The 12,912-nt window shown below is 65.8% G+C and carries 11 protein-coding genes; 5 read left to right on the top strand and 6 right to left on the bottom strand.

Annotation, left to right across the window (positions count from 1 at the left end):
• Positions 1-5 precede the first annotated feature (5 nt).
• Entirely contained in the window at positions 6-914 is a 909-nt protein-coding gene (locus tag RTQ46_RS02335) for a LysR family transcriptional regulator (RefSeq protein WP_312434354.1), read from the bottom strand.
• A 100-nt stretch (positions 915-1,014) separates the two neighbouring features.
• Between RTQ46_RS02335 and RTQ46_RS02330 the strand changes: the two genes are divergently transcribed.
• The gene (locus tag RTQ46_RS02330; RefSeq protein ID WP_312434353.1) at positions 1,015-2,229 is read left to right on the top strand and encodes an MFS transporter; all 1,215 of its coding nucleotides are present in this window, start codon (positions 1,015-1,017) and stop codon (positions 2,227-2,229) included.
• A 7-nt stretch (positions 2,230-2,236) separates the two neighbouring features.
• On the opposite strand, the gene RTQ46_RS02325 is transcribed toward RTQ46_RS02330, so the two are convergent.
• Entirely contained in the window at positions 2,237-2,782 is a 546-nt protein-coding gene (locus RTQ46_RS02325; RefSeq protein WP_312434352.1) for a hypothetical protein, read from the bottom strand.
• 170 nt (positions 2,783-2,952) lie between these two features.
• On the opposite strand from RTQ46_RS02325, the gene RTQ46_RS02320 reads away from it, so the two are divergent.
• Positions 2,953-4,830 carry a glycoside hydrolase family 15 protein gene (locus tag RTQ46_RS02320; RefSeq protein ID WP_312434351.1) on the top strand — a complete coding sequence of 626 codons (1,878 nt, stop codon included), beginning with the start codon at positions 2,953-2,955 and terminating at the stop codon, positions 4,828-4,830.
• Positions 4,827-5,699: a glucose 1-dehydrogenase gene (locus RTQ46_RS02315; protein WP_312434350.1), complete on the top strand. Its 873-nt coding sequence runs from the start codon at positions 4,827-4,829 to the stop codon at positions 5,697-5,699. Before RTQ46_RS02320 ends, RTQ46_RS02315 begins: the two co-directional genes overlap by 4 nt.
• A gap of 4 nt (positions 5,700-5,703) precedes the next feature.
• Here RTQ46_RS02315 and RTQ46_RS02310 read toward each other — a convergent pair whose 3' ends face one another.
• Positions 5,704-6,030 carry a hypothetical protein gene (locus RTQ46_RS02310; protein WP_312434349.1) on the bottom strand — a complete coding sequence of 109 codons (327 nt, stop codon included), beginning with the start codon at positions 6,028-6,030 and terminating at the stop codon, positions 5,704-5,706.
• Entirely contained in the window at positions 6,027-6,488 is a 462-nt protein-coding gene (locus tag RTQ46_RS02305; RefSeq protein ID WP_312434348.1) for a hypothetical protein, read from the bottom strand. Before RTQ46_RS02305 ends, RTQ46_RS02310 begins: the two co-directional genes overlap by 4 nt.
• 105 nt (positions 6,489-6,593) lie before the next feature.
• On the opposite strand from RTQ46_RS02305, the gene RTQ46_RS02300 reads away from it, so the two are divergent.
• Positions 6,594-9,524, top strand: a complete 2,931-nt coding sequence (locus RTQ46_RS02300) for a PAS domain-containing protein (RefSeq protein WP_312434347.1) — start codon at positions 6,594-6,596, stop codon at positions 9,522-9,524.
• On the opposite strand, the gene RTQ46_RS02295 is transcribed toward RTQ46_RS02300, so the two are convergent.
• Positions 9,515-10,384, bottom strand: coding sequence for an alpha/beta hydrolase (locus tag RTQ46_RS02295; protein ID WP_312434346.1), 870 nt, complete (start codon positions 10,382-10,384; stop codon positions 9,515-9,517). The genes RTQ46_RS02300 and RTQ46_RS02295 overlap by 10 nt on opposite strands.
• Positions 10,385-10,510: 126 nt before the next feature.
• Here RTQ46_RS02295 and RTQ46_RS02290 point away from each other — a divergent pair, with 126 nt between their 5' ends.
• On the top strand, positions 10,511-11,104 hold the full coding sequence (locus RTQ46_RS02290) for an ABATE domain-containing protein (protein WP_312434345.1): 594 nt from the start codon (positions 10,511-10,513) through the stop codon (positions 11,102-11,104).
• A gap of 102 nt (positions 11,105-11,206) precedes the next feature.
• Here the strand turns inward: RTQ46_RS02290 and RTQ46_RS02285 are convergent, their stop codons facing one another.
• Positions 11,207-12,874: a methyl-accepting chemotaxis protein gene (locus RTQ46_RS02285; protein WP_312434344.1), complete on the bottom strand. Its 1,668-nt coding sequence runs from the start codon at positions 12,872-12,874 to the stop codon at positions 11,207-11,209.
• Between the last annotated feature and the right edge of the window lie 38 nt (positions 12,875-12,912).

Here is a 12,912-nt window from a genome sequence, read left to right as displayed (position 1 = left end):
TGACATCAACCCAGTTTGACCTGTTCCAGCAGGTAGTCAAGCATCACGCGCACGCGGGCCGGCACCTGCTGGCCCGGGCCGACAAACACGGCATGGACGGTTTCGCGGTCGCCCGGATTGAACGCTTCGAGCACCGGCACCAGCAGTCCCTGATCGATATCGGGCTGCACATGCAGGCGTGAAAAGCGACCCAGTCCCATGCCGGCCAGCACCAGTTGGCGCATGCTGTCGCCGTCGCTGATCTGCGTATTGCCCTGCGGCGCGATCTGCAGCGTGCCGCCTTCACTGGACAGGAAAGGCCAGGTCTCGTTCTGGCAGCGGAAATTGAAGGCCAGCAGATTGTGTTGATGCAGGTCAGCGACCGTCTGCGGCGTGCCGTGGCGCGCAAGGTAGGCGGGCGAGGCCACCACCACCATCGCGCCGTCGCCCAGTTTTCTTGCCACCAGATTGGACTCTTTCAGCTTGCCGGTGCGGATCGCGATATCGGTGCGGTCTTCCAGCAGGTCGACCACGGCGTCGCTGACCACCACGTCGAGCACGATAGCGGGATGGCGCCGGGCAAATTCGGGCAGGATGGGCAGCAGGTGGCGCACGCCGAACGGCACGAAACAGTTGATGCGCAAGCGGCCGCGCGGCGCCGCCCCTTGCGCCGCTTCGCGCTCGGCGCCGTCGATATCGTCGAGGATGCGCTTGCTCTGCACATAGAACGCATCGCCTTCGGGCGTGGTGTGCAGCTGGCGCGTGCTGCGCTGGAGCAGGCGCGCACCGAGCCGCGCTTCCAGACGGTTGACCAGCTTGCTGACGGCCGAGGGCGTCAGTTCGAGCTTGCGCGCCGCCGCCGTGAAAGCGCCAGCCTCGACGACGGTGACGAATACCATCATTTCGAACGCGCGGTTGATATCTTGCCTGGCCATTGTTGAATCCAATTCATGGGTGTTTCAATTCCAGAAGTCTATATCAAAGATCGTCTTGTCTCTACACTGGCAGGCTTGAATCACTGATCAAGAAACCATCATGACCTCCGCTACCGCTGTTTCCCAAAAAATGCCGCCCGGCGTGCTGTCGCTGGCCGTCGGCGCCTTTGCCATCGGCGTTACCGAATTCATCGTGGTCGGCATCCTGCCGGCTATCGCCAGAGATTTGACTATCTCCATCGAATCGGCCGGCTCGCTGGTCAGCCTGTATGCACTGGCGCTGGCCATCGGCACGCCGCTGCTGGTGATCGCCCTGTCGCGCCTGCCGCGCAAGGTGGCCCTGCTGGGCCTGATGACGGTGTTCTTGGCGGGCAACCTGCTGGCCGCGCTGTCGCACACCTTTGAACTATTGCTCGTGGGCCGAGTCATCACCGCCGTGGCGCACGGTACCTTCTTTGCCATCGGCGCGACGGTGGCCGCAAACCTGGTGCGAAAAGAGCAGGCGGGCAGGGCGATTTCCGTGATGTTTGCCGGGCTGACACTGGCGATGGTGATCGGCGTGCCGCTGGGCAGTTTTCTGGGCAATCTGATGGGCTGGCGCCTGCCGTTCTTCGCCGTCGCCGTGCTGGCCGCGCTGGGGCTGGGCGCCATGGCGCGCTGGCTGCCGGCGGGCCTGGCCGCAGGGGCGGGCGGCAGGGCGGCCACACAGCTGGCGGCGCTCGGCAGCATCCCCATCCTGACCATGATGGCAGTCACCGTGTTCGGCTTTGGCAGCAGCTTTGCCGCGTTCACCTTCATTACGCCGATCCTGACCGACGTCACCGGCTTTTCCGCCACCATGGCCAGCGCCTTGCTGATCGTGTTTGGCGCCGCCACGTTTGCCGGCAACCTGGCCGGCGGCTACCTGACCAGCCATGTCGGCTGGCAAAAGGCGCTGCGCCTGATGCTGGTGCTGCTGGCTGTGACGCAAGTGGGCGTGGCGCTGGCCATCGGCTCGCAGGTTATGATGACGGTGATGCTGTTCGTGTGGGGCGTGTTTGCGTTCGGCCTGTCGCCGGCGCTGCAGGCCGGCATGCTGGCCACGGCCGAGCGCCATACGCCAAAGGCCGTCGATTTTGCGTCCGGCCTGAATATCTCGGCCTTCAATCTCGGCATTTCGCTCGGCTCGATGCTGGGCGCGCTGATGGTGTCGCGCCAGCTGATGGCGTCGTCGCCGTGGGCCGGCGTGGCCGCCTCGCTGCTGGCCCTGCTGCCGCTGGCCTGGCTGGCGCGCCGCAACCTGGCGCCGCACGTGGCCGTATCATCGGCGCATTGACATTGGCTCAGGCGCCTTCCTGGCGCCGGCAGCACTCACGCACCAGCGTGTCGAGCAGCAGCGTTGCATCGGCAGTGCGCTCGATCAGCGGCACTGCCCAGCCGCAGCCGGCCAGGGCGAAAAAGGCCGGCCATTCCTGCTGCTTCAATAGCTCGTCCAGGCTGTAGTAAGTGGCGCCGCCGCGTTCGCAATGGCCGCCGCCGATCGATTCCTCCAGCACATAAGGGCGGCGGTTGAACGGGCACAGCGACACGCCGTACACATGGTGGCTCGCGTGCGCGGCGGTGGGCGCCTGGTTGCGCAAGCCGAGGGTCAGCGTCTGCCGTTGCAGTTGCTCGCCCGCGATCGGCTGTGCATGCGCCAGCAGCCAGGCGGCGTCCAGCGTGCGCCCGCCCGGCCAGGCGATGGCGTGGCTGGTAAACGTCAGATGCTTGAGCTTGTTCGGATAGGCCAGCTCCGGCCAGCCGCGCTCTTCGCGGGCAATCGCGGACTCGAACAGATAAAAACCCTCGTCCGCAAACTGCAGCACCAGCTGCCACTTCTCGTTCGGCATGACTCGCAGCAACCTTGGCATATACGCGCTCCCTGAGCTGTAAAGTGCCATATGGTAGCCGATCGCTGGCGATCCGCATTCATTGGCCGAGTCCGCTTACCGTTAGTCACCGCACGGTTACGACCATGCTGCGGGGCTAGGCTGTCCCCTTCGACTGCTGACCGGCCTTTATGCTTTATTCCTCTCATGAAACACAGCGCCCGATTGCCGACCACGCCCTGATCGGCGACATGCGCGGCGCTGCGCTGGTCGACCGCGACGGCGCCATCTCCTGGCTGTGCCTGCCCCGCTTCGACAGTGCGCCGCTGTTCTTTCCGCTGCTCGATGTGCAGCAGGGCGGCGGCTGCACCATCGTGCCGCACGACGCCATCGAACGGCGCACGCGCCGCTATCTGCCGGCCACCAATATCCTCGAAACCACGCTGGCCACCGGCAGCGGCACGCTGGTCGTGACCGACTGCATGCCGGTGCGCGCGATTGCCGATTGCGGCGACGCGGGCCCCGACTGCACGGCGCCGGGCCGCGTCATCCGCCGCATTGCCTGCACGGCGGGCCAGGTTGGCCTGGCACTGCGCGTGGCGCCCCGTTTCGACTGGGCGCGCCAGCAGATCACGCCCACGCTGACAGCCAGCGGTGCGTTCTGGCCCGATGGCGGGCTGTCGCTGGCCTGCTCGCATCCGTTGGCGCCCGATGGCACGGACCTGGTCGGCCAGCTGCATCTGGCGCAGGGCGAGACTGTGCTGCTGGTCCTGGGTCACGGCATTGCGCTGGCCGCGCAAGACCTGGACGCCGCGCCGCAGCAGCTGCGCGAGACGCACGATTACTGGCGCGCCTGGTCGGCGCAGAATACCTACCACGGCCGCCATGAGCAGATGGTGCTGCGCAGCGCGCTGTGTTTGAAGCTGCTGACCTATGCGCCATCGGGCGCGCTGATCGCCGCACCGACCACCAGCCTGCCCGAAGCGGTCGGCGGCGAGCGCAACTGGGACTACCGCTATGTCTGGGCGCGCGACGCTTCGTTTTCCATTTCCGCCTTCCTGAACCTGGGTTTCCGGCGCGAGGCGGCCGAGTTCCTGCGCTTCCTGCACGAGGCGGACGGGCTGGGCACCGGCGAGGTGCTGCGCGTGATGTATGGCGTGGAAGGCCCGCTGGGCGAACAGGACCGGGAACACACGCTGACGCACCTGGCCGGCTGGCGCGATTCGCGCCCTGTGCTGGCCGGCAATGGCGCCAGCGACCAGCAGCAGCATGAAATTTATGGCGAGCTGCTGGCGGCGCTCAATCTGTATGTCAGTCAGTATGGCCTGGACGGGCTGTGTCCGGACCTGCGCGCCGACATGGGCCAGTTCGTCACGCGCCTGGCCGACACGGCCATCGAACGCTGGCGCACGCCCGACCAAGGCATCTGGGAGTTGCGCGGCGCGGCGCGCCACCTGCTGCACACCAAGGCCATGTGCTGGGTGGCGCTGGACCGCGCCATCAAGCTGGCGCCCCATGTCGGCCATGTCTGCGCCCGGTCCGTGCCGCGCTGGGAAAAAGAACGCGAGGCGATCCACGCCGACTGCCTGCGCCACGGCTGGAACGCGCACCGCAATGCGCTGGTCATGGAGTATGGCGGCTCGGATCTCGACATGTCCACCCTGCGCCTGGCGCTGATGGATTTCCTGCCGGCCGATGACCCGCGCATGGCCGCCACGCTGGCCGCCAGCGAGCGCGATCTGGACGCCGGTACCGGCGACCTGTTCTACCGCTATGTGTTCGACGATGGCCTGCGCGGCAAGGAAGGCGCGTTTGCCGCCTGCACCTTCTGGGTCGCCGGCGTGCATACGCTGGCCGGTAACCGCGAACGATCCGGGCAGCTGGTCGACAGCATGCTGGCGCGCGCCAATGACCTGGGCCTGTACGCCGAACAGATCGACCCTGCCAGCGGCGCACAGCTGGGCAATTTTCCGCAGGGGTTTACCCATATGGCGCTGATCCACGAAGTGGTGCGCGCCCATGCCCCCGCATCTTCACCTTCATCTTCACCTCGAAAGGAATCACCATGACCGATACCGCCAACAACGCGTACCCGCAACCGCCGTTCAAGCAACAGCAGCAGGCCTATCCGGGCGCCACCGACGCCATGCAGCCGCGTCCCGATCATGGCGAAGACAGCTACCAAGGCTCCGGCCGGCTGGCCGGCAAGGTGGCGCTGATCACTGGCGCCGACAGCGGCATCGGCCGCGCCGTGGCGATTGCCTATGCGCGCGAAGGCGCCGACGTGCTGATCGCCTACTGGACCGAACATGACGATGCAAAAGAGACCGCGCGCTGGGTGGAAAAAGCCGGCCGGCGCGCCGTGCTGCTGGCCGGCGACGTGGCCGACCCGGCCTACTGCCAGCAGCTGGTGGACAAGGCGGTGCAGGAATTCGGCCGGCTCGACATCATCGTCAACAACGCCGCCTTCCAGAAGGGCGCCGACAGCATCGACGAGATCAGCGTGGAAGACTGGAGCCGCCATTTCGACGTCAATATCCACTCGATGTTCTATATCGTCAAGGCCGCCGTGCCGCACCTGAAGCCGGGCGCCTCCATCATCAACACGGCCTCGATCAATGCCAAGTCGCCGATGCCGCGCCAGCTCGCCTATTCGGCCACCAAGGCGGCGATCACCAACTTCACGGCCAACCTGGCGCACCTGCTGGCCGAGAAGGGCATCCGCGCCAACGCCGTGCTGCCAGGCCCGATCTGGACCCCGCTGATCACGTCGACCATGCTGCCCGAAGAAATCGAAGGCTTCGGCAAGCAGGTGCCGTTGAAGCGTCCGGGCCAGCCGGCCGAAGTGGCGCCGCCGTACGTGCTGCTGGCGTCCGACGAGGGCAGCTACATGACGGGCGCGATGCTGGCCGTGGCCGGCGGCGCGATCGCCATCTGAGCGGTCACTCCTGTTGTAACGCCGCGTGCCACGCGGCATACGGCGTATTGGCCGCCATCTTGCGGTTGTAGTCGGGCGCGCCGTCGGTCCACCACACGGGGCCGCGCTCGCCCAGCGCATGCTTGGCCTGGTCGACGGCGGCGCGCGCCGCCCGTTCGGCGTCCTGGTCGCCGGCTTTTCTGGCCGCGCCCACCTGCCGGCGCGCCGTCATCAGCTGCTTGACGAGCCGCTCGCGCTCGTCGGGTGCCAGCTCGGGATTGCTCAGGCGCCACAGGCGGCCCTTGACCACGAAGTAGCGGCCGTCCGGGGTGGCGGGATGCGACGTTGTCACGCTTCGCTGTCGAAAGTGCAGGTGAGGGTGGTGACGCCATCTTCGGTGCCGGCGGTCAGCACGCCCATCTTCGTGACGCGGCCATATTCCTGGCCATCCTTGCCCAGCTTGAGCTGGGCCGCCTTGACCGCCTGCGCGACGCTCACGCCTGGCAGGTAGCTGCGGTAGAGTTGCTCGCCGCCGTCACGGAACACGGCCACGCGCTGCGTGGCCAGGCCATACACCTTCAGCGTGACCGGCAGCATCACCGGCTGCACGCCCTGCGAGCTGTTCCAGCCGGCGCCTTGCAGCGCCTGTTCGGCCAGCGTGAAGTGGTTGTCGATGCGGTTGCAGGCCAGCGCCGCTTCCAGCACCGGTTTGGCCTTGATCCAGGGATCGGTGGCCGCCAGCGCCATGCCGCCGGTCGCCGCCAGCAAACAGGCGGCCGCAATGATGGTCGAGGTTTTTTTCTTGCTCATGATGCTCCGATATTGTTGTATGAATGCAATAATTATAAGCACGCTCGCGCGCGGAGCGGCGCCCGCTTGCCCACTCGCCCGACCTTTTTATGTGAAAATCCGGCCATGACGATTTCATCCCACCTGTCGCCCGACTACTGCGCGCTGTTCGCGGCATCGCCCTATCCGTATCTGCTGGTCGATACGCAGTTCATCATCATCGGCGCCAATCCCGCCTATCTGCGCGCCACCGACCGCACCGCCGGCGACATCGTCGGCCAGCATATCTTCGACGCTTTTCCCGCCGATCCGTCCGATCCGGATTCGACCAACCTGGCCGAAGTGCGCACCTCGATCGAGATGGCGATTGCGACCGGCAAGCCGCATGTCAGCGCCTTGCTGCGCTATGCGGTGCCGCAGCACACGCCGGACGGCGTGGTGTTCGACCCGCGCTACTGGAGCGCCGTGCATACGCCCGTGTTCAATGCGGCCGGCGAAGTGCTGTTCGTGTCGCAGAATGCGATCGATGTGACCGATCTGTACCGCTTCGACACATCGACCCGCAAATATTATCTGAAGCCCGATGCCAATGCGGTGCCCGACATCGTGCAGATGAACCAGCCGCTGATGCACGAAGCGATGACGCGCATCCTCAGCGCCGAGCGCAGCGCGCTGCAAATCATGTTCGACCAGGCGCCCGGCTTTATCGCCGTGCTGACGGGCCGCGATCATGTGTTCGAGATGGTCAACGAAGCGTTTTACCGGCTGGTCGGGCACCGCACCCTGCTCGGCAAGCCGGCACTGGAAGCGCAGCCGGAGCTGGCAGGGCAGGGACTGCGCCAGCTGCTGGACCAGGCATTTGACGGCGGCGGTCCGCTGGTGCTGCACAGTCACCGGCTGGCGCTGCAACGCCAGCCCGGCGGGCCGCTGGAAGAGCGCCATGTGGACCTGCTGCTGCAGCCGGTGATCGGCCAGGACCAGCGCGTGACCGGCGTGTTCGTGCAAGGCAATGACGTCACCGCCGCGCACGAGGCCAGCCTGGCGCTGTCGGAGAAAATGCTGCAGCTCGAAGCCATCCGTTCCAGCCAGGCGTTCCAGCTCGGCCTGGCCGACCGCATCCGCGCCCTGAGCGACCCCGATGAAGTCACGGCCGCATCGTGCGAGCTGCTGGGCCGCAAGCTCGACGTGCTGCGCGTGCTGTATGCCGAGGTGGACGAGGATGGCGTCGGCTGCTTCGTGCGCCGCGACTGGACTGCCGCAGGCCACGCCAGCCTGGCCGGACAAAGCAAGACGCTGGACGACTTCGGCCCCGGCATCATCGCCTCGCTGCGAGCCGGCAAGGCCGTGATCACCGAGGACGTGCAGCGCGACGAGCGCACCGTGGCGCATGCCGCCGCCTATGCCCATATCGGCGTGCAGGCCACCTTGCTGCTGCCCCTGATCAAGGCGGGCAAGCTGCATGTGATCCTGTCGATCCACAATGCGCAGCCGCGGGTGTGGACCGCCAGCGAACTGCAGCTGGCGCAGGAACTGGCCGAGCGCACCTGGCCGGTGGTGGAAACGGCGCGCGCGCAGGCCGAATTGCGCCAGGAACGCGACCAGAGCCAGCAGATTTTCGACAGCATGGCCGAAGGCTTTGCGGTACTCGACGGCGAGTGGCGCGTGCTGCGCATGAATGCCGAGGGCCTGCGCATCACGCAGCGCTGCGCCGATGAAGTGATCGGCTGCAGCCACCGCGACTTGTGGCCGGCGCTGAAGGACACCGATACCGAGGCGATCTACCGGCGCGTCAAGCACAGCGGCAAGGCGGAAATCATCGAGTTCAATCATGCACTGCCGGACGGCCGGCAAGCCTGGGTCGAAGTGCGCGTCCATCCTTCACTCGACGACGGGATTGCGTTTTTCTTTCGCGACGTGACCGAACGGCGCGCCGAGCAGGAGCAGCTGAAAATCGCCGACCGGCGCAAGGACGAATTCCTGGCCATGCTGGCGCATGAACTGCGCAATCCGCTGGCGCCGATCGGCGCGGCGGCCGAGATTTTGCAGCGCGTGAAACTCGACGAAGACCGCGTGCGCCGGACCAGCCAGATCATCGGCCGCCAGGTGGCGCACATGACGCACCTGATCAATGATTTGCTGGATGTGTCGCGCGTCACGCGCGGCCTCGTCACGCTCGACAGTGCGCCGCAGGATATCCGCCATATCGTGGCCGAAGCGGTCGAGCAGGTCACGCCCATGATGCAGGCACGCCGCCACCAGTTGGCGCTGCACCTGTCGCCCGGCAGCACCATGGTGGTCGGCGACAAGAAGCGGCTGGTGCAGGTGCTGTCCAATATCCTTAACAACGCCGCCAAGTACACCAACGAAGCCGGCAATATCGCGCTTCGGACCGAAGTGCGTGGGGCACAAGTGCTGGTTGAAGTGACCGACGATGGCATCGGCATGACGGCCGACCTGGCGCGCCATGTGTTCGACCTGTTCGCACAGGCCGAGCGCTCGTCGGACCGCTCGGCGGGCGGCCTCGGACTGGGCCTGGCGCTGGTCAAAAGCCTGGTCGAACTGCACGGCGGCAGTGTCAGCTGCGACAGTGCAGGCATTGGCCACGGCAGCACCTTCACGCTGTGCCTGCCGCGCCAGGCCGCGCAGGAAGCAGCCAGCCAGGATGCCGGTAGCGAGCCACTGTGGCAGCCGGGCGCGCGATCGCTGCGCATCCTGATCGTCGACGACAATGTCGATGCGGCCTCGATGCTGGCCATGCTGCTCGGTGCGTCAGGCCACCACGTGACGGTCGAATACGGCGCGCGCCAGGCGCTGGCGCGGGCCAGGGAAACAGCATTCGACGCCTGCCTGCTCGATATCGGCTTGCCCGAAATGGACGGCAACGAACTGGCGCAGCTGCTGCGTACCTTGCCCAATACGGCCGGCGCGGTGCTGGTGGCCGTGACCGGCTATGGCCAGGAGAGCGACCGCCGGCGCACGCAGGCGGCCGGCTTCAATCATCACCTGGTCAAGCCGGTCGACACGCAGCAGCTGTTTGCCATTCTCGGTCAGGCGTGAGCGCGGCCGAGGAAATCGAGCATGGTGGCGGCGATTTCCTGGCCATGGGTTTCGATGGCGAAGTGGCCCGTGTCGAGGAACACCACCTCGGCCCTGGCATTGTCGCGTTTGAACGCCTCGGCGCCGGGTGGCGTGAAGAACGGGTCGTTCTCGCCCCAGATCGCCAGCGTGGGCGGGCGATGTTCGCGGAAGTAGGCATGCAGCTGCGCATACTGGCGAATATTCTGGCCGTAGTCGAGCAGCAGGTCCATCTGCGGCTCGACGCCGATGCGCTCGATCGCGGCATAGGCCAGCTGGTAGCCCTCCGGTGCGATCAGGCTGGTGTCTGTTACCCCTTGCGTGTACTGCCAGCGCAGCATGTCGAGCGTGTTGAAGCGGCGCAGCGCTTCGCGGTTGGCCGGGCTCGGGTCGGCCCACGCCTTGCGCATGTCGTCCCAGCCCGCGCTCAGCCCTTCTTCGTAGCCATTGCCGTTCTGGCTGACGATGGCAGTAATTTTTTGCGGGTTGGCCACCGCCAGGCGCCAGCCGACTGGCGCGCCGTAATCGAATACGTACAGCGCATAGCGCTGCAGTTTTTTCGCCACGGTGAATGCATCGATGACCTGCGCCAGCCGGTCAAAGGTGTAGTCGAACGGCGTGTCGGGCAGCACCGTGGTCTGGCCAAATCCGGGCAGGTCGGGCGCGATCACGTGATAGCGGCCAGCCAGCTGCGGCATCAGGTCGCGGAACATGTATGAGGACGCGCCGAAGCCGTGCAGCAGCAGGACGGTGGGCAGATCCGGCGAGCCGGCCTCGCGGTAGAACAGGCTGACGCCGTCGATCTCGATGGCGTGGTGGCGAACTGGATGATCGTTATGCATGATGCTGTCCTCGGGTTGGTGCGGCGATGGATTGGATAACCTGTATAATTCAATAAAACAGGTTACTGTGAGGCGAAGTATTATCGCCTTCTGGTAACCTGTCAAGTCAATGTTTAGGGGTTATTCATGAGCAATGCGGAAATGCGGGACGCGTATCCATCGGCAGCGCCGATGCTGGCCGACCAGCGGGCACTCGATATGCTCAATACGCAGGCGCGCAAGGACGGCGCCGTGCTGGACTATTGGCAGAGCGGCGACGAGGTGCTGCGCTGGCTGGAACAGGCAGGTATAACAGCTGAAGCAGCCAGTGCGGTTGACCGCGATCAGCTGCTGGCGCAGGCAAGGGCGCTGCGCGCGCTGGCGCGCCGGCTGGTGGAGGGACGCAAGGAAGACAAAACGGAGGATATCGGTGCGCTCAACGCGTATCTGCACGCCTGTCCCAGCACGCCGCATCTGGAGCAGGGCAGCGACGGCCAGCTGGTCCTGACGCGCATCGCACGCGGCGAACCCATCGCGTCATTGCTGGGAGCGCTCGCGCAAGACCTGGCGCAATTGCTGGTCGAGGGCGACTTCAGCCTGGTGCGCCAGTGCGAGCATCCCGACTGCGTCCTGTGGTTCTACGACCGCACCAAGGCGCACAAGCGGCGCTGGTGCAGCATGGCCCTGTGCGGCAACCGGCACAAGGCGGCGCAGTTCAGGAAAAAGGCGCTGGCGGGGTGATTTTTTGGCCTGGAGCTGGCGTTGCGAACCCCCAGGCAAAGTCCGGGGTCGGACCCTCAGGGTCCGACCCCGGCCGTTCAGCCGTTCGGGTTGCAAGCAGACTTACCCCGCTGCCAGCGGCCGCGCACCCGCCAGCAGCAATTTCAAGCGCTGGCCGGAAGCCGGCTGCGCAGCCGCCGCTGCCGGGGCAAACTTCGGCGTGGCAGCCTGCGGCTGTGCCTGTTCATCATCGACCGTAAAGAACCCCACCAGGCCCAGCAGGCTGTTCGCCTCGTGATGCACCGATTCGGCGGTGGCGGCCGCTTCTTCCACCAGTGCCGCATTTTGCTGGGTGACGCTGTCGATATCGGTAATGGCGCCGTTGATTTCGCCGATGCCGGTTTCCTGCTCGGTACTGGCCGAGGCAATCTGCGCCATGATGCTGGTCACGCGCTCGACGCTGGCGACGATCTCGGCCATCGTGTCGCCGGCGGCATGCGCCAGCACGCTGCCCGATTCGATCTTCTCCACCGAGGCGTTGATCAGCTGCTTGATTTCGCGCGCGGCTGTCGCCGAGCGCTGCGCCAGGTTGCGCACTTCGCCGGCCACCACCGCAAAACCGCGTCCCTGTTCACCGGCGCGGGCCGCTTCGACGGCGGCGTTCAGTGCCAGGATATTGGTCTGGAAGGCGATGCCGTCGATCACGCCGATAATATCGACGATTTTTTTCGCCGCCGCACTGATCGCATCCATCGTCTCGACCACATCCTCGACCACGCTGCCGCCTTTGCGCGCCACTTCCGAGGCCGACAGCACCAGCGTATTGGCCTGGCGCGCGTTGCTGGTGTTGCCCTTCACGGCGGCGGTCAGCTGCTCCATCGACGACGCCGTTTCCTGCAGCGCGCCAGCCTGGTGTTCGGTGCGGCGCGACAGGTCGAGGTTGCCGGTCGACAGCTCGCGCGAAGCGGTATCGATGGTGGCCGCGCCGTCGCGCACCAGCCTGACCGTGTCGCCCAGTTTTTCCGTCATATGGTGCAAGGCTTTGAGCAACTGGCCCGTTTCATCGCTGCGTTCCTGCACCGTGAAGTCGCGCAGGTCGCCGTTGGCCACGCGCTCGGCAATCTGCACCGCATGCTGCAGCGGCCCCACCACGCTGCGGGTAATCGCCCACGCCAGCGCCGCGCCCGTCACTAGGGCGATGCCGCCAAACGCCAGCAGGGTAGCCACGCTGCTCTGGTACTGGCTGGCCGATTCGGCAGCGAGTTTATTGGCTTCCTGCGTCTGGTAGTCGAGCAGTTTCGAGAGGGCGCCGGCATAGGCGGCGAACGCGGTCTGCATGGTGCTGCCGGCCAGTTGTTCGACTTCCTGCGTGCGGCCCTGGTCCTTGAAGGTGAAGACCTGCTGGCGCACGCTGCGGTAGGCTTTCTGGCGCGCCAGCACATCGGCGTACAGCGCGGTTTCCGCCGGGTTCTTGCGCAGCGCGGCCAGCTTGCCCAGCAGCGTTTCGACAGCCTTGTCGCCGGCCGTCAGCTGTGCCTGGAAGTATTCGCCCGTTTCCAGGCTGTCGCTCTTGGCGATCGACAGGGCGCTGTTGCCGTTCAGCTTGGCCGTGCCCAGCAGCTCGGACGCCAGCTGCTGCTTGGCCAGCTTGTCCTTGACCAGGTAATCGGTATTGTCATTGGCCGCATGCAGGCGCCACAGCGCGATGGCGGTTATACAGGCCATCACGAACAGGACCAGGGCAAACGACAACAGCACACGGGGGCCGGTTTTCAGGTGGAATAGTTTCATGTTGGGTGGCTAGCTTTTCGTTAGGAGAAGAACGACTC

This window comes from Janthinobacterium sp., from assembly GCF_031995485.1.
Taxonomy (GTDB): domain Bacteria; phylum Pseudomonadota; class Gammaproteobacteria; order Burkholderiales; family Burkholderiaceae_D; genus Janthinobacterium.
This window is presented reverse-complemented; position numbering and strand designations above follow the sequence as displayed.